The sequence below is a fragment of the Pseudorhodoplanes sp. genome (assembly GCF_050250235.1).
In the GTDB taxonomy this organism is placed as follows: Bacteria; Pseudomonadota; Alphaproteobacteria; order Rhizobiales; family Xanthobacteraceae; genus Pseudorhodoplanes.
In genome coordinates, this window is sequence record NZ_JBFWPA010000002.1 from 129,687 (window position 1) to 146,967 (window position 17,281).

The following is a 17,281-nucleotide window of genomic DNA, read 5'->3' on the forward strand; positions in this document are numbered from 1 at the left end:
TGCGGTATTACGAAATCTTGGTGGTCTGGTCGGAGAAGTTGACCGTGACGCTGAGCGAACCTTCCATCACGGTCCAGGGCAAGATCTTGAATGTGCGGATACCGTGAATGACAAACGGATCCTTCAACGCGATCCGGCGCGCCTCTTCTTCATCTGCGGCCCGCACGATCGTCATGCCATCGGCCTTGGATGGATCGCCGAGGGGGCCCGACGCGAACAGCTTTCCCTCACGTTCAAGCTCGATCATGTATTGCAGGTGATCGGCGAGATAGGGCGTCACATCCAGACCCTTGCCCTGCGAGAAGATGACGAACAGTTTGAGCCGCAGCATCCCCTTGAGGAGTTCTGCGATTTTCAGTTGGACGGCGGACGGCATCACGCACTCCTACAAACGCACGAGACTTCTGAACGCTCGGCTTACGCGGTATCGGCGACCATCCGGTTGGTCAGGGTGCCGAGTTCGGCGATCTCGATCTTCACCTCGTCGCCGGCCTTCAGGAACTCGCCTTTCGGAAGACCGACGCCGGCCGGCGTTCCGGTCGCAATGACATCGCCCGGCTGCAGTGTGATGTGACGGCTGAGATAGGCGATCTGCTCGGCGGTGTTGTGCACCATCTTGGATGTGTTGGAATCCTGCTTGAGGACGCCGTTGACCCAGAGCTTGATGGAGAGATTGTTCGGGTCGGACACATAGGCCGCAGGGGTCAGCCATGGTCCCATGGGGGCTGCGTCCTCGAAGCACTTCTGTCCGATCCAGTCATAGACGAAGATCGAACCTTCGCGCTTCATCAGATCGCGGGCGGAAAGGTCGTTGACAATGGTGTAGCCCGCGACCGCGCTGAGCGCGTCGTCCTCGGAGATGTTGCGGGTTGGCTTCCCGATCACCGCTGCGATCTCGGCCTCCCAGTCGACCTGTTTGGAGAAGCCCGGCAGCCGTGCCGGCGCGCCGTCCCCGATGATCGAGCCTGCTGCGGTCTTCAGGAAGAACCAGGGCTCCGCCGGCTTGGCAAGGTGCACGTCGCGCCCGGTGGTCTTCTTCGCGATCGCAGCCATCTCATTGAGATGGTCCCAGTAATTCGCGCCTGCGCAGTACAGAGCGCCCGGATAGAGCACCGGTGCAAGCAGTTTGACCGAGGCGAGCTTTGTGCCGCTCTCGGCCAGCGGCTTGTCGTCCGCAGCCTTGGCGAGGCGCGGATGGGTCTCGTCCCATGCGCGAAGGATATCGAGCACGGTTGCGAACCTGTCGCCGAGAATGCGTGTCGCCGGCACCACGCGGTCCGCGATCAGCACGCCCGCAACCGGCGCTCCGCCATCCCCGACATAGCTGATCAGCCGATATCCGGCTTGCATGCACGTCCTCCCGCAGCGAATTTTTCTTGCTTCTTGCCTAGTACTGTACCGTACGTTACAGTCAAGTGCACTGGACGTGCAACAGAAAACTTCTTGCGTTGGATGACTGAAGCTCCATTGTTGGTAAACCGCATGTCAGTTCAGGATGCCAAGGTGCCCGGCCCGAAACAGCACGCGGGCCGGAAAGCGGTGCGGCCGCAATCGTCCGATGCGGGTGCCAGTGCTTCCGACGCGCGCCGCGACCGCATCGCGCATCTTGCCGCGCCGCTTTTTCTAAAAAAGGGTTACGACAACGTCTCCATTGACGATGTAATAGCGGTTGCCGGCGGCTCGAAGGCCACGATCTATGTATGGTTCGGCGGCAAGCAGGGTCTGTTCGAAGCGGTGGTCCGTCAGAAATGCGACGACGTGACGCTCGCCATCGACATCGACGCGGGCGGCACGCTCGAAGAGCAACTGACCAAGATCGGACATTCCTTCGTTGCAATGGTGCTGACGCCTCCGATCCTGGAATTCCATCGCCTGATGGTGTCGATCGGACGCACCTTTCCGGAAGCTGGGCGCCTGTTTTTCCGGAGCGGTCCGGTTTCCGCCTATGCGATCGTTGCGCAATGGATCGAGCGGCATCAGAAGGACGGACGCCTGATCGAAGAGGATCCGTATCGCCTCGCGGTACTGTTTCTCGACATGCTGATCGGCGAGCATCAGCTCGGCTGGCTGACCAGCATGCCGCGTGCCGCGCAGCGGGCAAAGGTCGACGAGACCGTGCGCGTCGCGGTTCGCGTTTTTCTCGGTGGCTGCGTGAAGCCTTGAGATACCGCAGGTGACGCAAGCCTCGCTTGCAGTTTTCTGCTGGCATCAATGGCCATTCATGTCATAGCTTGGAGCATGGACTCGCTCCGAAAATCTGCGGCGCAGGCAGCCACGGAGAGCAATGGCCCCGCCTCCGGTATCCGCAAGAGTACCGCAAAGAAGCGCGAGGCGATCGTGCGTTCGGCCGCGAAGCTGTTCCTGGAGCGCGGCTACGATTCGGTGTCGATCAACGAAATCATCGCGGTCGTGGGCGGCTCGAAGGAGACGATCTATTCCAATTTCGGAAGCAAGGCGAAGCTGTTCGAGGCGGTGGTCCAGCAATTATGCTCGGACGTGACGATCCGCATTGACACCCGGCCGGTCGGCACCCTGGAGGAACAGGCCACGCGCATGGCGCGTTCCTTCGTTTCGATGGTGCTGTCGCCGCAGATCATGTCCTTCCATCGTCTGGTAACGTCGATCGGCCGCGAATTTCCGGAGGCCGGACGTCTGTTCTACCGGACCGGCCCGGAGACGGTGTACCGGATTTTCTCGGAATGGATCGCGCTGCAGCAGAAGAATGGCCATGTCCGGGCGGACAAGGACCCGCGCCAGCTCGGCATATTGCTGCACGATATGCTGATCGGCGAGCAGATCCTGAGCTGGCTGACGTCGGCGGCGGGTGAGAAGGATCGGGCGCGGCGCATCAATCAGACGGTTGAACTCGCCGTCTCGGTGTTCCTGAACGGCTGTGCGGTCAATGCAGATTCGATGCGCGCGGCGAGCAGTATCACGCATGCCCGGCCGCCGCGCCGGGTCAGATCGCGCCGTCCGAAGACGTCGAAAAAATAAAAATTTCGCTGCGACGTTGTGTCGAGCCTTCCGCCGACGCGCGCGCTTTCCCTTTGAAATACATCGCTCGATGCCGATCCGTTGCGTCTGCAACGAATGAACGCGCGCGCTCTTCGCAATGCAGCGAGTGAATTGTCATTGCCAAAGATCAAAAGCTGTGCAGTATTCCGTACCGTAACGAACGTTACGCTTTCAGGGAGGAAGCGGATATGCAGCAGGAAGCGAAACGCTCCGCCGCGGTTCACACGCTGGCAGCGCGGCCCGAATTCAACGACATCATTACGAGAATCCGCAAACTGGCGCCGGACATCAGCGCGCGGGCGCTCAGCGCGGAAAAGGCCAAGCGCGTGCCGCAGGAGACCATGGATGCGCTGCGCGATGCGAACGTCTTTCGCATGATGCAGCCGAAGCGATTTGGCGGCTATGAATACGGCCCGGCGGAGCTAGCGCAGGTCGGATTCGAGCTTGGCCGGGCCTGCGGCTCGACCGGCTGGTGCGGGACGCTCGCTGTCTGCTTCGGCTGGATGACCACGTTCTTTCCACTCGAGGCGCAGCAGGAGGTGTGGGACGACACCGACAATCTGCTTGCCGTTTCCTATATCCCGACACCGAAGGTCGAAGTCGTCGACGGCGGAAGCCGGATCACCGGAAGCTGGCCCTGGGCCAGCGGCGTCGACAGCGCCACCTGGCTCATCCTGTCGGCCGCGATCCCGAACAAGGAAGGTCCGCCCACGGTGGCGTGGTGCCTGGTCCCGGTGAAGGATGTCGTGGTCGATCACAACAGCTGGAACGTCGCCGGATTGCAGGGAACCGGCTCGAAGACCGTTCACATCACCGAGCCGGTTTTCGTTCCCAAGCATCGCATTCTGCCGCTCGGCGCCATTTTCACCGGCAAGATGCCCGGACTGGATGTGCCCGATAACGGTCAGGCGCGCTTCGGATATCCGACCTTCGGTCCGACCGCACTGGTCGCGCCAATCGTCGGCATGGCGCAGGGCGCACTCGATGCCTTCACCGAGACCGCGCGCGACGCCAAGCGCATGGCGCGTCCGGGGGTGTTCGAGAAGGTGGCCGAGCAGCCGCTGATCCAGAGCCTGATCGGTCGCTCGGCCGCGCATATCGATGCGGCCCGCACGCTGATGGTGACCAGCCTGCGCGAGGGGCAGGACATCGTGCTCGCCGGCGGAACGCCCGACATCGAGTTGCGGGTGCGCATCCGGCGCAACCATGGCTTTGCCGGACGGACCTCGGCCGACGTGGTGAACGAGATTTTCAACAAGTCCGGCGCCGCGGCGGCCGACGAGAAGAACAGAGTTCAGCGGTTCTGGCGCGATGCCAACACCGCCGCCACGCATGCCAGCATCGATTGGGACACGCTGTCGGCGCTGTACGGAACGCAGCAACTCGGCTTGCAGCCCCAGGGCATTTTCTAGCCGCTGACCGGACTGCGGACTTTTCGGTCGCACTGCCACGGCGGTGCGACAACGCGAGGTCGCAACCGCATCACCTGATGGGAGGAGAAAACGAAGATGTTCACCAAACACCCGTTTGATCTCGGAAAAAATCTTGTGAGAAGCGCGGCTTTAGGCGCCGCTATGATGTCGGGCGGGTGGCTGTTGTCTGCCACCGCCGCCGCCGAAGAGCTTTCAGTCGCCAGCTTTCTCCCACCGCAACATCACACCAATGCCGTCGTGTTCAAGTGGTTCGGCGAAGAACTGGCAAAGCGCTCCAACGGAACGCTCACCCTGAAACTGTATCCCGGCGGGCAGCTCGGCGCCGGTCCCGTCCAGCAATACAAGCGCGCGGTCGAGGGCGTGGCCGACATTGTCATCGGTGTCGCCAGCTACACGCCGGAGCTCTTCCCCAACACCATGCTCACCATTCCGCCCGGGAAGGCGGCCAATTCCAAAGAACTGGCGCAACGCTTTCTCGCGAATTACGACAAGTATTTCGCGTCCGAGTTCGCCAAGGTGAAATTCCTCGGCATCGGCTTTCCCGCCGGCACGAGCATCTCGGCGACGAAGGATCTGTCGACACTCGCAAGCCTGAAGGGCGCGAAGCTCGTGCCTTATGCCACCACCATGGCGCCGCTGCTCGAAACCATGGGCGCGGTCCCCGTGCAGATGCCGGTGACCGATGTCTATACCGGGCTTTCAACCGGCACGATCGACGGAGCCATTGCGGCCCACAACAACATGCTCGCGCCCTGGAACTGGAAGGACGTCACCAAATACTACATCGATAACTTCCCGCCGCAGTTCCAGACCGTCTATTTCATCATGAACCGCGACCGGTATCGCTCGCTGAAGCCTGAGCACCGGGCGATCATCGACGCGCTCGCGGGGGCGGAATTCACCAAGGTCGCTTCTGCCAGCTTCCACGAAGCCGACGCCAAGGCGCTTGCCGAAATGAAAAAGGCGGCCAGCTCCTCCTACCGGCTGGTGGTCGTCTCCGACGAGGAGCGCGCCAAGATGGACGCCGCAATCGCGCAGGGCATGAAGACGATCTTCGCCGGCTATGCGGCGCGCGGACGGACCAATGCCCAGGAGGTCTACGAAGCGATCAACAAGTAGGCGGGGAGCGCGGCCGAGGCATTCCCTCTGCCGCGCCATTCGCGTTCTTGAGCCGGTCATACAAATGCACCCGACACCGAACACATCCAACCACGAGGGCGCGCGCACTCCGGCGCCCTCCCGGCTTCTCGATCGTGTGGACCGGGTGCTCACGCTGGTCGCGTTATATGGCGGCGGTCTCACACTGATTTGTCTCACGCTTCTCAGCGTCTTCAACGTGCTGATCATGCGCAAGGCGCTGAACGCGCCGATCAAGGGCGCCGAAGACATTCTGGTGCTGGCGCTGGTGGTACTGGTCGCTCTTGCGATTCCGTTCGGAGCCCGGACCGGCGCTCATATCGAAATCGAGGTGCTGCAATCGGCGATGTCGAAGGGATTTGCGCGCATATCGCTGATGGCGATGAAGGCGCTCGGCATTGTGATTCTCGCCATCATGAGCTGGCGACTGATGGATGCCGGCGCCAATGCCGCTCAATTCGGCGAGTCGTCCCAGACATTGCTGATCTCGTTTGCTCCGTTCTACTACGTGCTGTCGGTGGCGACCGGAATTTACTGCCTCGTCCTGATGCTGGAAATCTGGCAGATCGCCCGCACCGGCGCGGTCCAAAGCCTGAGCATTCCGGGAGACGTGGAGTGATGCCGGGCCTCACATTCATCGGGGTCGCCGGCCTCGTTCTCATGCTCCTGCTGATGATGCTGCGCTTGCCGGTTGCGCTTGCCATGCTGCTGATCGGATTCTTCGGCACGGCGATGGCCAATGCCAGCAAGTTCCTGCATCTCGGCATGGCGTCCGACCAGGCATGGAGCAAGGCCTGGACGATTGCGTTCTCGAATATCTCGGGCGAGGCGTTCGAGGCCGCCTCGAACTACAATCTCCTCGTCATTCCGATGTTCGTGCTGATGGGCAGCATCGCCGGCGTGTCGGGCATGTCGAACGATCTGTTCAAGGCCGCCTATCGGTGGATGGGACATTTCAGGGGCGGACTGGCTTCGGCAACCATCGCGGCCTGCGCCGGATTTGCAGCGCTATCCGGCTCCTCGCTTGCGTCCGCCGTCACGATGGGGCGGGTCGCGCTGCCGGCGATGAAGACCTACAAATACGACGACGCGCTCGCGACCGGCACGGTTGCAGCGGGAGGAACGCTCGGATTTCTGATCCCGCCGTCCGGCGGCATGATCATCTACGCGATCCTGACCGATCAGAGCATCGGCAGGCTGTTCATGGCCGGGATCATCCCGGGCATCATGCTGACCTTGCTGTTCATCGCGACCATCGCGATCGTGGTTGTCAGAAACCCCGTCGCCGGACCGCGTGGCGAGCGCTCGTCCACCCGCGCAAAATTCGAATCGCTGGTTGATGCGCTTCCCATCCTGACGGTCATCGCGATCACGATCGGCGGGATGTATACGGGCTATTTCACGCCGGTCGAAGCCTCGTCCGCAGGCGCCTTCTTCACCTTCGTGGTCGCCGCGCTGAAACGCAAGCTTACGCTGGAAAAGCTGAGGATCGTCGTCCTCCAGTCGATGAGCGCGACCGCTACAATCTTCATGATCCTGATCGGCGCGTTCGTTTTTATCCCCTTCATGTCGCTCACCGAATTGCCGACACGGCTGATCACCCTGCTCACCAGCCTGCCAATTGGCGAACTCGGCGTCCTTGCCGCAATCGTCGCCGCCTATCTGGTGCTCGGGATGTTTCTCGAAAGCATGGCGATGCTGGTGCTGACGCTTCCGGTCGTGATTCCGATCGCGATTGCGCTCAACTGGGATCTGGTCTGGTTCGGCATCATCGTGGTGATCCTGCTGGAGATGGGCATGATATCGCCGCCGGTAGGGATCAACGTCTTCGTCGTGAAGTCGATCGTGCCGGATGTGCCGATGCGCCGGATTTTCAGCGGCATCTGGCCGTTCTGGTTCGCCATGCTTGCAATGGTCTGTCTCCTCGTCCTGTTTCCGCAAATCGCGCTCTATTTGCCACGAACGCTCGTCGGGATCTGAGCCTTGAGCATGAACGAGATACGAGTCGACATCTATTCTCCGGCGCCGGTCACGACGCCGCTGCACCGCGCCAATGCGCAAATGGCGGATGCTCTCTGCGCGAATGGCAGTCCGCTCCGCGCCGGGATCGTCGCGATGCCTCTCCCGGACTCGATCAATGCAATCAATGCACTCGCCCCGGAGGCAAAGCCGCTTCATCTGCCGATCGTGACCACCGTGGATTTCCTGCCCGCGATCCACCAGAGCGGACCCGACTGGCATGCTTACGATCGCGCCAATGCCGACCTGAAAATGGCGGCCGCACTCTACGATGTCGCTTTCGGCGTGCTCGTGATTTCCGGACAGATACGGTCTCCGGAACACCTGCGCGGCAAGCGAATTGGTGTGCCCGCGCGTCCGAGTTCGGTTCGCCTGCTGACTGAAGCGCTGCTGCGCGACGGCTGGGGCATCCTCGACGCGGTGGAATTGGTCGACATCGCGCCGCCGGCCGTTGCGGACGCCCTGGCTTCCGGCCGGATCGATGCGACCACCTGGAATCTTCTGACCTTCGGTCCCGGCACGATCGCTCCCGCGGTCCCGGGACTGCTCGAGATGGCAGGCGCACACTGGATCGAGATCGGCGATCAGACCATTGCCCGGATCAATGCAGCGAACCCTTTCAGGGTATCCGCTTCGCGCGTTCAGGCCAGCCGGGTCGCGGAACCGGGATCGAAGCGTGCGCCGGACGTGACCTTGCTGTCATTCAAGCAGGGACTGGCAGTGTGGAGCGCTACTCCGCATGAGGTCGTAACCAAAATCCTCGAACGCCTCTCCATGCGAGGCATCCGATACCCCTCGCTCGGCGACATGGCTGACTGGCCGTCCGCCACGGCGGAGCTTTTTCATCCCGCCGCATGCGCATTCTTTCGCCGCAACGGAATCGCGATCGACCCGGAGATATCGAATTCGGCGTGAAGAAAAGCGCACAGACGCGAACACGCCGGCCTGAAAGTGGCCGTGACCCGCTTTCCCAACTGGAGCAACCGACAGGAGTCAACATGATCTATGTTTCGAAAGAGGTGGCCGCGAACGATGTTGCCGGGCAGCCAAAGTTGAGCCGGAGCGAAATCTGGCGCGGTCTGGTGATGAAGGCCGAGAACGCGCTCCCATTCGTCCCCGGCATGGCGAAATGCGATGTGGTCTCGCGCTCGGAGAACGGACTGGTGCGCGACATCGTGTTCCGGGGCGAGGATGCGCGCGAGCGCATCACGCTCTATCCCGAGGACAAGGTCGTCTTCGTGCGCGAATCCGGCAATGTCGACGGTTTCATCGTCAACGAGATCCTCGGCGACGACAGCGACTTGCGTTTGCGCTTTTCTTTCGCGCTGCAGCTTGTCGATGCGCCGTCCGACAGCGCGGAAGAGCGCGAGTTCCGCGCCATCATGGAGCGCGATTACGTCAAGGCCGTCGACGCCACCCTCGGCGCCATCCGGAAAATGGTGGCCGACCCGGCCTATGCAGCCTGAGGAGGGGCGAATGCAGCAGCACTGGTTCTCCAATCTCTACACGCATATCGACGCAATGCGTCTGGACGACTTCGTGGCGGGCCTGACGCCGGATGTCGAGGTCGTCGTCGGCAACAACCCGGCGATGAAGGGCCGCGAGCAGGTGAAGCAGGGCATTGGCCAGCTTTTCTCCGCGATCGACGGCATCAAGCACAACGTCATCAACGTCGCCGACACGGCGGATCGCACCTTCCTGGAGACCAATGTCGACTATCTTCGCAAGGATGGCCGGCAGGTGACGATCCCCGTCGTCACCGTGCTTGAGCGAAATGGCGATCTCGTGAAGTCGCTGCGCATCTATTTCGATATCGCGCCGGTGTTCGCATGATCCAGGCATGCAGAATCGCCACCATCGTCACGATCGCGTGGATGGCGATTCCTCTCCCGGCGGCGCAGGCTCAGAGCGACGCCGCCCCAGACATCACCGTCACCTTGCTCGGCACCGGCTCGCCCATCGTTGAGCCGGGGAGTTTCGGCGGGAAAATGCCTCAAGGCCGCGCCGGCGCGATGACGCTGGTGCGCGCCGGGGAGGAAACGCTGCTGTTCGACGCCGGACGTGGCGTAGTCGAGCGGCTCTACCAGGCCAACACCAAGGCGAGCGATCTCACCGCGGTTTTCCTCACCCATTTTCACTCCGATCACATCGTAGGCCTGCCCGATCTCTGGCTGACCGGCCGGCTTCGCCTCGCCTGGGGGAGCCGCACCAAGGTGCTGGACGTCTACGGCCCCGCCGGCAACGCGCAGTTCATTTTCGAACTGGCGAAGGCCTATGACGCCGACGTGAAGGCGCGTTCCACCGAGCCGCACGCCGGAATTGCAGGACATGAGTTCAAACAGGACGGCGTTGTATATGATCGCAACGGTGTCAGGGTGACCGCCTTCACCGTCGATCACGGGCCGACCAAGCCCTCGGTGGGATATCGCGTCGACTACAACGGGCGGTCGGTCCTGATCTCGGGCGATACCCGCTATGACGAAAACGTCATCAAGCACGGCACGGGTGTCGATCTGCTGCTGCACGAGGTTCTGGTGGCAAGCCCGAAGCTTCTGCAGGCACGACCGGCGCTTAAATCGATCTTCGACCTGCATACCTCACCAGAGCAATGCGGCGAGGTCTTCGCCAGGACCAGGCCAAAGCTCGCGGCCTACACGCATCTGGTGTTCTTCGGCGGCCCTGCCTTCGGCGCGCCGGTGCCTGCGCCCACGGTCGACGACATGATGGCCGAGACGAGGAAGACCTATCAGGGTCCACTTGTTTCCGGGGAGGATCTGATGGTCTTCGAGATCGGTGACACCGTCAAAGTCATCCCGCCGAAGCACGCGTCGAACTGAGTGTGGCACTGATGATCCATACCCGCATCTCGAATTTCGTCGATGGCGCGTATCTCCCGGGCGGCGCCCGTCAAATCATGGACGACGTGAACCCTGCGACCGGCGCGGTGCATGCGCTGGTCGAGGAGGCGACCCCGGCCGATGTCGACCACGCGGTGGCGGCGGCGCGGCGCGCGCTGAAGGGACCATGGGGCAAGCTCTCGCCTGCCGAACGTGCGGCCGCGCTGCATCGCATCGCCGATGGCATCGAGGCGCGTTTTGCAGATTTCCTTGCTGCCGAGATCGCCGATACCGGTAAGCCCGTGACGATGGCAAGCCATCTCGACATCCCGCGCGGCGCGGCGAATTTCCGCGCCTTCGCCAATGTGATGCAAAGCCACGGTACCGAGTTCTTCACGATGAAGACGCCGGATGGCGGCGACGCGATCAACTACACCCTGCGCGAGCCGAAGGGCGTCATCGCGGTGGTCTGTCCGTGGAATCTTCCACTGCTGCTGATGACCTGGAAGGTCGCGCCGGCGCTCGCCTGCGGCAACACCGTGGTGGTGAAGCCCTCGGAGGAGACGCCCGCAACCGCGGCGCTGCTCGGCGAGGTCATGGCCAAAGCGGGCATTCCGGACGGCGTCTATAACGTCGTGCATGGCCGCGGACCGGGATCGGCCGGCGAAGCGCTGACGCGCCATCCCGGCGTTGACGCCATCACGTTCACCGGCGAGACCCGCACGGGTGCTGCGATCATGAAGGCGGCGGCCGACGGCGTCCGACCGGTATCGTTCGAGCTTGGCGGCAAGAATGCCGGCATCGTTTTCGCCGACAGCAATCTCGATGTCGCCGCCGAACAGACCGCGCGGGCAGTGTTCCTGAACGCGGGACAAATCTGCCTCCAGACCGAGCGGCTCTATGTCGAGCGGCCGGTGTTCGAGCGTTTCGTCGCCGCACTGAAGGCGAAGGCCGAGGCGCTCCGCCCCGGCGATCCGAACGACAAGACGACGAGTTTCGGTCCGCTCATCAGTCTGGAGCACCGCCAGAAGGTCGCGGGCTATTACGAGGCCGCCAGGCGTGCCGGCGCGCAGGTGCAGACAGGTGGCGGTGTTCTGGAGATGCCGACAGCATTCTCCGGCGGCGCATGGATCGAGCCCACGATCTGGACCGGCTTGCCGGAAGACTCAAGCGTGGTCCGCGAGGAGATTTTTGGGCCCTGCGTCCATATCCGTCCATTCGACAGTGAGGACGAGGCTCTCGCATTTGCGAACGATACCGCCTATGGGCTGTGCGCGATGGTGTGGACCACGAATCTCGCTCGTGCCCACCGCGTTTCGCGGCTGCTGGAAGCCGGCACCGTGTGGGTGAATAGCTGGTTCCTGCGCGACCTCCGGGTGGCTTTCGGCGGCTCCAAGCAGTCCGGCATCGGGCGGGAAGGAGGGCTGCACAGCCTTGAATTCTACACCGAGTTGAAGAATGTATGCGTCCGCGTGGATTGAGGGCGTCCGATGCTTGAGCAATTGCGCTATGTGAGGCTACCGGTGGACGACCTGGCTGTCGCGGCGCGTTATGCGATGGACGTGCTCGGCCTCGAACCGATCGACCGAACCGAAACGATCGCAACCTTCCGCTCGGACTTCCGAGACCACACTCTGGTCCTTGTCAAGGAGGCCCGGGCCGAGCAGGCGATCGGTCTTGAAGTGCGCTACCCGACCGATCTCGACGCCGCGCGCTTCAGCCTGCGCAAACTCGGCGTGGTTGCAGAGAGCGGAACGCCGGAGGAATGCGCGCAGCGCAAATGCCGCACCATGCTGTGGTTCCGCGATTTCAGCGGCAACCGGATCGAGCTGGTGGTGCGTCCGCTGAATTCCGGCTGGCGCTATTTCCCGAGCCGCGACGCGGGCGTGACCGGACTACAGGATGTGATGCTCCGCTCGACCGACGTGGAGCGCGACCTGTCGATCTGGCGCGGCGCGCTGGGAACGACCGTCACGGATTATGCCGGCGACGCCGCGTATCTCGCTTTCGATGGCGCGCATCATCGCGTGGCGTTGTTTCCGGCGACGCGCGCAGGCATACTCGCGGTCGAATACGGCGTCGAGAATGTGAACCTTCTGATGCGCAATCACTATGTCGCGCAAAATCTTCAGATCGGAATTCTGCATGGTCCCGGACGCCGTCCCGCATCCGACCAGCTTTTCCTGACGCTCGCCGGCCCGACCGACGTGATGTTCGGATTCGTCGCCGAGGGTGCGTCCCGCGATCCCGAGCGCAGGCCGCGGCAATATCCGGCCGGAGCCGAGGGCCTGTGTTCCTGGGGCAGCGAATGCCGTATCCCTGAATTCGGCGGGTCCGCGGACGGCCGCGATGCGCGCCGCGCTGCATCCGCCTGAGGAGACTGCGATGATCAATCTGCAGGACATTTCCTACGTGCGTCTTGGCACCGCCGATCTCGACGGAGCCACGACATTTGCCCGCGACATTCTCGGTCTGGAAATCACCTATCAGTCGAAGGACAGTGTCTATCTCAAATCCGACCAGCGTGAGCACACCCTGTGCTATGTTGCGGGCTCACCGGCCGATCAGACGGTCGCGTTCGAGGTGGCGGAAAGTGCGGATCTGGAACTGGCAGCCGCCGAACTCGACAAGCTCGGTCACCCGGTTCATGTCGGCACGGACAAGGAAGCGGACCTGCGGCGAGTGCGGCGCTTCATTGCCTTCAACGATCCGACCGGCAACCGGATCGAGCTGGTCTGGCGCCCGGCCTTCAGCAACCGCCGCTATCACGGCGAGCGCGACGCCGGCATCACCGGCTTCAGCCATGTCGGGCTGTGCACCACCGACGCGGCGCGCGACGAAGCGTTCTGGACCAGCGTCTGCAACGCCCGCGTCTCCGACCGGATCGGTGACGCCGCGCTGCTGCGCATCGACGAAATCCACCACACCATCGCGCTGTTTCCGACCAACCGCGCCGGCATCCAGCATATCAACCATCAGGTCGAAAGCGGCGACGACGTGATGCGCTCGTACAACTTCCTGTCTGATCGTCAGGTCCCGATGGTGTTCGGTCCCGGACGGCATCCGACCTCCTCGGCGCGCTTCCTGTATTTCGAAGGCCCGGATGGCATGGTGTTCGAATATTCGTCCGGCGTGCGCGAGATCGCCGACGAATTGCTGTATCGCGAGCGCCAGTTCCCGTTCGATCCGAAAGGGTTTTGCGAATGGGGCGCGAAGCCGCAGATCAAAGAGTTTCGCAACTGAGCCCCGCCGGCCCCGACCTCGTCCGGCTGGTACGTGTCGCCGCCCGTGCGGTGGCGCGCGGCGGCCTTGCGCATGCCTATGGCCATTGCAGCGCGCGCATCGATGCCGAGCGTTTCCTCGTCTGTCCGCCTGTCCCGATGGGGCTGGTGAAGCCGGGCGATGCCTGTGCCGTCGTGCCGCTCGACGGGGCTCTGCCGGATGGCGTGCTCGGCGAGGTCCGTATCCACCGTGAGATTTACCGGCGGCGTCCCGATGTCGGTGGCATCGTCCGCTCGATGCCGCCGAAGGCGATGAGCCTTGCGGCGATGGGCCGCGTGCCGCAGCCGCGTCACGGCTTCGGCAGCTATTTCCATCCCGCGCCCGCGCTCTGGAACGATCCGCAGCTGCTGCGCACCGACCAGCAGGCGGAAGCGCTCGCCGCGATGCTCGGAGAGGGGCGAGGCATCCTGATGCGCGGCAACGGCGTGGTGACCGCCGGCTCTTCCCTCGAAGAAGCGGTGGTGCTGACCTGGTATCTGGAAGACGCGGCCCGTATCGAACTTGACGCGCTCGCATCCGGATGCGCAGAGTCCGCCCCCGTTTTCACGGAAGCCGAGGCGAGAGCCCGCGCGACCTGGGACGGCCGCATCCGCGAGCGGATGTGGGACTATCTGACGGCCGGCGACATCGAACTGCAGCCCGCGCCATAACCGCAATCCGAATCTCCGCAATCCAGCGTACGGACTTCAATCATGCTTTCAGATCAGGACCGCGCCAAGGCGGTCGACATCCTGCTCGCCGCCGAGGCGACCAAGAAACAGGCAACGCAGCTCTCGGTCACCTGGCCAAATATCACCATCGAGGATGCCTACGCGATTTCCAGCGGCGTCACCCAGCGAAAGATCGAGAAGGGCGCCAAGCTGATCGGCCACAAGATCGGCCTGACCTCCAAGGCGATGCAGCAATCCTCGCAGATCGATGAGCCGGATTACGGTCATCTGCTGGATTCCATGCTGGTCGCCGACGGTGCCAAGGTGAAGCATTCAGACTATTGCGTGCCGCGCGTCGAGCCGGAGTTGACCTTCATTCTGAAGGAGCCGCTGAAGGGCCCCGGTGTCGGGCTTGTCGACGTGCTTCGTGCGACCGAATATGTCGTTCCCTCGATCGAGATCATCGACGCACGGGTGCAGAATCCGCGCAAGATTTTCGACACCGTGTCCGACAACGGCGCCGCCGCCGGCATTGTGCTTGGCGGCCGTCCGGTACGTCCGAATGACGTCGACCTGCGCTGGGTCGGCGCTGTGTTCTATCGCAACTCGGAGATCGAAGAGACCGGCATTGCCGCAGGCGTGCTCGGCCACCCGGCAATGGCGATCGCCTGGCTTGCCAACAAGGTCGGCGTTTTCGGTACCGTGCTGGAACCCGGTCACCTGATGCTGTCCGGCTCGTTCACGCGACCGGTCTGGGCCAATCCCGGCGACACGCTGCATGCCGATTTCGGCCCGCTCGGCAGCGTGGCCGTGCAGTTCGTCTGACCCCCCGATGGATTTTCCGGTCAACCGTTTCAAGCAGGGTCTTCTGCGTCGTGATGTGCAGATCGGCCTGTGGTGCACGTTGGCGAACCACGTCGCCGCCGAGATCGTGTCGGACAGCGGCTTCGACTGGCTGCTGCTCGACACCGAGCATTCGCCGAACGAGGTGCCTGATATCCTGCGGCACCTTCAGGCCGTCCAGGGCGGTTCGGCGTCGCCGGTCGTGCGCGTCGCCTGGAACGATTCGGTGCTGATCAAGCGCGTGCTCGATGTCGGCGCGCAGACGATTCTCGTGCCCTATGTGCAGAATGCCGAGGAAGCCAGGAAGGCGGTCGCTGCCGCGCGCTATGCGCCCGCTGGTATCCGCGGCGTCACCGGATCGGGGCGCGCAAGCCGCTACGGCCGGGTGAAGGATTACCTGAAGAAGGCCGATGCCGAGGTCGCGGTGCTGGTGCAGGTCGAGACCCGCGAGGCGCTGGCGGAGATCGATGCAATCGCGGCGGTGGACGGCGTGGATGGCGTATTCATCGGTCCCTCCGACCTGTCTGCCTCGTTCGGCCTGATTGGCCAGCCGCTGTCGCCGGTGATCCAGGCCGAAATCGAGAAGGCCGGCAACAAGCTGCGCAAGGCCGGCAAGGCCGCCGGAATTCTTGCCGGCAGCGTCGAGGACTCGAAGCGCTATATCGACTGGGGCTACACCTTCGTCGCAGCCGGAGTCGATACCGTACTGCTGGCCCGCGCCGCGGATGAACTTGCGGCACGGATGAAGCAGAAGGGCTGATTTAGGCCCCGCCAAGCTTCGTTAATCCACGCAGTGGAGATCCAGTGCTTGGCTCAGGAATCCGCTTTTCGCGGTGCGAGCGAATGTTGAAACGCCTTCAAGGCGGTTGCACCCAGCGCTATTTCCGTTGAAATCGACGCATGGAGCTTCCGTCTTTTTGTGCAGCGATCGTCGATGCTCACGACGACATATCGCTTGAGTTACAGGCCGCGTCCGAAATGCCCGATTCAAACGATACCGGGAATGTATACTCGCTTCATCGGAAGCAATGATTGATAGCGGGGATCGAAATTCTCGTAGTGATTAAATATCAGTTCGACGAGTTCTTCCCCTGTAACGAGCCTTAGATTGTGTTTGCTCCGCTCAAATTGGCGCGCCTGAGGCGTATAGCCCCCCAGACTAACGAATAATCCATGTTCGCGACTTTCAACATGGCCGTAGAGTTGCGCTACTTCGGGCTGACCAATATTGCTGAGAACTTGCTTGCACTGAACTTTGATGATGGGCGGCTCAAATCCAAGTTCGTCCTTGTGAGCGATGATGTCGACTCCGCCATCTCCCGACGCAGGAGTGACGCGAGCATGATATCCCATACATTCAATCAAATGGGCAACGAATTGCTCAAATTGATAGCTGTTAATCTTCGTCTTTAGTTGCTTGAGAACAAAATCGACAGTTGAGTCTTCAATATTCTCAGAGGCAGAAGTTTTCTGCTCCTCGTCAACATCAGCCGCGGCGATAGGTGTTCCTTCCAATGCAGCTGTGAATTCCTCAGGGTGGTTTTTGATCTGAAAAAGGGTGACTGCCGATCCGATCTCGTGTAACGCGTCTTGAGAAAATGTGGTTCTTGGCATACTTTTTAGCCAAGTTACGCGACGCTGATTTGGCCCACCGCCACCGTCGTCATTATAGAAGTAATCACTTTCAATTCGCCCTATGTTGACCATCCGATCCGGCTTGGATGGATAGACAACCAGGTCGCCCACCTTCATCTCGACGGCAAATTTAAATAGCATTCCCGCATTCACTGGGACTGCGCCAGCTTTGGTGTCAGGATAAGCAGAAACGAGGGCCGTTTTGAACGCATCTCTCGTTTTCGGAAGCCGAGCCAGGTCGCCAACAGCTTTCCATCCGATAGCTATATAGCCCTCCTTTATAGGACGGTCTTCATGTAGGAGACCCATGTGAATGCCCCAAATGGATCGATCGTCGGCCATTAAGTATCTCCCGGTCGAGCAGCGCGCGATCCATGCGAGTTAGAAAATGCGGCTTTAGCCGCAATGTTGAGGACTGGATTGTTCCAAG

The 17,281-nt window shown here is 62.0% G+C and carries 19 protein-coding genes; 16 read left to right on the forward strand and 3 right to left on the reverse strand.

From position 1 onward, the window contains the following. Positions 1-7: 7 nt before the first annotated feature. Both AB7F49_RS01815 and AB7F49_RS01820 read right to left on the reverse strand, forming a co-directional pair. Complete coding sequence (locus tag AB7F49_RS01815; RefSeq protein WP_428519700.1) at positions 8-376, reverse strand: YciI family protein; 369 nt, start codon at positions 374-376, stop codon at positions 8-10. A gap of 41 nt (positions 377-417) precedes the next feature. Continuing rightward, positions 418-1,350 carry a fumarylacetoacetate hydrolase family protein gene (locus AB7F49_RS01820; RefSeq protein ID WP_428519702.1) on the reverse strand — a complete coding sequence of 311 codons (933 nt, stop codon included), beginning with the start codon at positions 1,348-1,350 and terminating at the stop codon, positions 418-420. A 132-nt stretch (positions 1,351-1,482) separates the two neighbouring features. Between AB7F49_RS01820 and AB7F49_RS01825 the strand changes: the two genes are divergently transcribed. From AB7F49_RS01825 to AB7F49_RS01900, 16 genes are all read left to right on the forward strand, one after another. Then, complete coding sequence (locus AB7F49_RS01825) at positions 1,483-2,163, forward strand: TetR/AcrR family transcriptional regulator (RefSeq protein WP_428519704.1); 681 nt, start codon at positions 1,483-1,485, stop codon at positions 2,161-2,163. A 75-nt stretch (positions 2,164-2,238) separates the two neighbouring features. Next, positions 2,239-2,994: a TetR/AcrR family transcriptional regulator gene (locus AB7F49_RS01830; RefSeq protein ID WP_428519706.1), complete on the forward strand. Its 756-nt coding sequence runs from the start codon at positions 2,239-2,241 to the stop codon at positions 2,992-2,994. A 209-nt stretch (positions 2,995-3,203) separates the two neighbouring features. Further along, on the forward strand, positions 3,204-4,427 hold the full coding sequence (locus AB7F49_RS01835; RefSeq protein ID WP_428519708.1) for an acyl-CoA dehydrogenase family protein: 1,224 nt from the start codon (positions 3,204-3,206) through the stop codon (positions 4,425-4,427). A 96-nt stretch (positions 4,428-4,523) separates the two neighbouring features. Continuing rightward, positions 4,524-5,567 (forward strand): TRAP transporter substrate-binding protein DctP, encoded by a 1,044-nt coding sequence (dctP, locus tag AB7F49_RS01840; RefSeq protein WP_428519710.1) that lies wholly within the window; start codon positions 4,524-4,526, stop codon positions 5,565-5,567. Positions 5,568-5,631: 64 nt separating this feature from the next. After that, entirely contained in the window at positions 5,632-6,204 is a 573-nt protein-coding gene (locus AB7F49_RS01845) for a TRAP transporter small permease (protein WP_428519712.1), read from the forward strand. Beyond that, positions 6,204-7,565 (forward strand): TRAP transporter large permease, encoded by a 1,362-nt coding sequence (locus tag AB7F49_RS01850; protein WP_428519714.1) that lies wholly within the window; start codon positions 6,204-6,206, stop codon positions 7,563-7,565. The genes AB7F49_RS01845 and AB7F49_RS01850 overlap by 1 nt, the downstream gene beginning before the upstream one ends. 9 nt (positions 7,566-7,574) lie before the next feature. Beyond that, positions 7,575-8,519, forward strand: coding sequence for an ABC transporter substrate-binding protein (locus AB7F49_RS01855; protein WP_428519716.1), 945 nt, complete (start codon positions 7,575-7,577; stop codon positions 8,517-8,519). An 83-nt stretch (positions 8,520-8,602) separates the two neighbouring features. Next, on the forward strand, positions 8,603-9,070 hold the full coding sequence (locus tag AB7F49_RS01860) for an SRPBCC family protein (RefSeq protein WP_428519718.1): 468 nt from the start codon (positions 8,603-8,605) through the stop codon (positions 9,068-9,070). Between the two features lie 10 nt (positions 9,071-9,080). Further along, a complete protein-coding gene (locus AB7F49_RS01865; protein ID WP_428519720.1) occupies positions 9,081-9,437 on the forward strand; it encodes a nuclear transport factor 2 family protein in 357 nt (118 codons plus the stop codon). A gap of 41 nt (positions 9,438-9,478) precedes the next feature. Beyond that, positions 9,479-10,441 carry an MBL fold metallo-hydrolase gene (locus AB7F49_RS01870; protein WP_428519722.1) on the forward strand — a complete coding sequence of 321 codons (963 nt, stop codon included), beginning with the start codon at positions 9,479-9,481 and terminating at the stop codon, positions 10,439-10,441. A gap of 11 nt (positions 10,442-10,452) precedes the next feature. Then, on the forward strand, positions 10,453-11,922 hold the full coding sequence (locus AB7F49_RS01875; protein ID WP_428519895.1) for a 2-hydroxymuconic semialdehyde dehydrogenase: 1,470 nt from the start codon (positions 10,453-10,455) through the stop codon (positions 11,920-11,922). Between the two features lie 9 nt (positions 11,923-11,931). Further along, positions 11,932-12,816 (forward strand): VOC family protein, encoded by an 885-nt coding sequence (locus AB7F49_RS01880; RefSeq protein ID WP_428519724.1) that lies wholly within the window; start codon positions 11,932-11,934, stop codon positions 12,814-12,816. Between the two features lie 10 nt (positions 12,817-12,826). Then, entirely contained in the window at positions 12,827-13,684 is an 858-nt protein-coding gene (locus AB7F49_RS01885) for a VOC family protein (protein WP_428519726.1), read from the forward strand. Further along, the gene (locus AB7F49_RS01890) at positions 13,645-14,373 is read left to right on the forward strand and encodes a class II aldolase/adducin family protein (protein WP_428519728.1); all 729 of its coding nucleotides are present in this window, start codon (positions 13,645-13,647) and stop codon (positions 14,371-14,373) included. The genes AB7F49_RS01885 and AB7F49_RS01890 overlap by 40 nt, the downstream gene beginning before the upstream one ends. 42 nt (positions 14,374-14,415) lie before the next feature. Then, on the forward strand, positions 14,416-15,198 hold the full coding sequence (hpaH, locus tag AB7F49_RS01895) for a 2-oxo-hept-4-ene-1,7-dioate hydratase (RefSeq protein WP_428519730.1): 783 nt from the start codon (positions 14,416-14,418) through the stop codon (positions 15,196-15,198). Between the two features lie 7 nt (positions 15,199-15,205). Further along, complete coding sequence (locus AB7F49_RS01900; protein WP_428519732.1) at positions 15,206-15,976, forward strand: HpcH/HpaI aldolase family protein; 771 nt, start codon at positions 15,206-15,208, stop codon at positions 15,974-15,976. 227 nt (positions 15,977-16,203) lie between these two features. Here AB7F49_RS01900 and AB7F49_RS01905 read toward each other — a convergent pair whose 3' ends face one another. Further along, entirely contained in the window at positions 16,204-17,193 is a 990-nt protein-coding gene (locus AB7F49_RS01905; protein ID WP_428519734.1) for a restriction endonuclease, read from the reverse strand. Positions 17,194-17,281: the final 88 nt, after the last annotated feature.

Coding starts and splice junctions, on each gene's coding strand:
- AB7F49_RS01815 (WP_428519700.1), bottom strand. CDS start 376: ATGCCGTCCGCCGTCCAACTGAAAATCGCAGAACTCCTCAAGGGGATG.
- AB7F49_RS01820 (WP_428519702.1), bottom strand. CDS start 1,350: ATGCAAGCCGGATATCGGCTGATCAGCTATGTCGGGGATGGCGGAGCG.
- AB7F49_RS01825 (WP_428519704.1), top strand. CDS start 1,483: ATGTCAGTTCAGGATGCCAAGGTGCCCGGCCCGAAACAGCACGCGGGC.
- AB7F49_RS01830 (WP_428519706.1), top strand. CDS start 2,239: ATGGACTCGCTCCGAAAATCTGCGGCGCAGGCAGCCACGGAGAGCAAT.
- AB7F49_RS01835 (WP_428519708.1), top strand. CDS start 3,204: ATGCAGCAGGAAGCGAAACGCTCCGCCGCGGTTCACACGCTGGCAGCG.
- dctP (WP_428519710.1), top strand. CDS start 4,524: ATGTTCACCAAACACCCGTTTGATCTCGGAAAAAATCTTGTGAGAAGC.
- AB7F49_RS01845 (WP_428519712.1), top strand. CDS start 5,632: ATGCACCCGACACCGAACACATCCAACCACGAGGGCGCGCGCACTCCG.
- AB7F49_RS01850 (WP_428519714.1), top strand. CDS start 6,204: ATGCCGGGCCTCACATTCATCGGGGTCGCCGGCCTCGTTCTCATGCTC.
- AB7F49_RS01855 (WP_428519716.1), top strand. CDS start 7,575: ATGAACGAGATACGAGTCGACATCTATTCTCCGGCGCCGGTCACGACG.
- AB7F49_RS01860 (WP_428519718.1), top strand. CDS start 8,603: ATGATCTATGTTTCGAAAGAGGTGGCCGCGAACGATGTTGCCGGGCAG.
- AB7F49_RS01865 (WP_428519720.1), top strand. CDS start 9,081: ATGCAGCAGCACTGGTTCTCCAATCTCTACACGCATATCGACGCAATG.
- AB7F49_RS01870 (WP_428519722.1), top strand. CDS start 9,479: ATGGCGATTCCTCTCCCGGCGGCGCAGGCTCAGAGCGACGCCGCCCCA.
- AB7F49_RS01875 (WP_428519895.1), top strand. CDS start 10,453: ATGATCCATACCCGCATCTCGAATTTCGTCGATGGCGCGTATCTCCCG.
- AB7F49_RS01880 (WP_428519724.1), top strand. CDS start 11,932: ATGCTTGAGCAATTGCGCTATGTGAGGCTACCGGTGGACGACCTGGCT.
- AB7F49_RS01885 (WP_428519726.1), top strand. CDS start 12,827: ATGATCAATCTGCAGGACATTTCCTACGTGCGTCTTGGCACCGCCGAT.
- AB7F49_RS01890 (WP_428519728.1), top strand. CDS start 13,645: ATGGGGCGCGAAGCCGCAGATCAAAGAGTTTCGCAACTGAGCCCCGCC.
- hpaH (WP_428519730.1), top strand. CDS start 14,416: ATGCTTTCAGATCAGGACCGCGCCAAGGCGGTCGACATCCTGCTCGCC.
- AB7F49_RS01900 (WP_428519732.1), top strand. CDS start 15,206: ATGGATTTTCCGGTCAACCGTTTCAAGCAGGGTCTTCTGCGTCGTGAT.
- AB7F49_RS01905 (WP_428519734.1), bottom strand. CDS start 17,193: ATGGCCGACGATCGATCCATTTGGGGCATTCACATGGGTCTCCTACAT.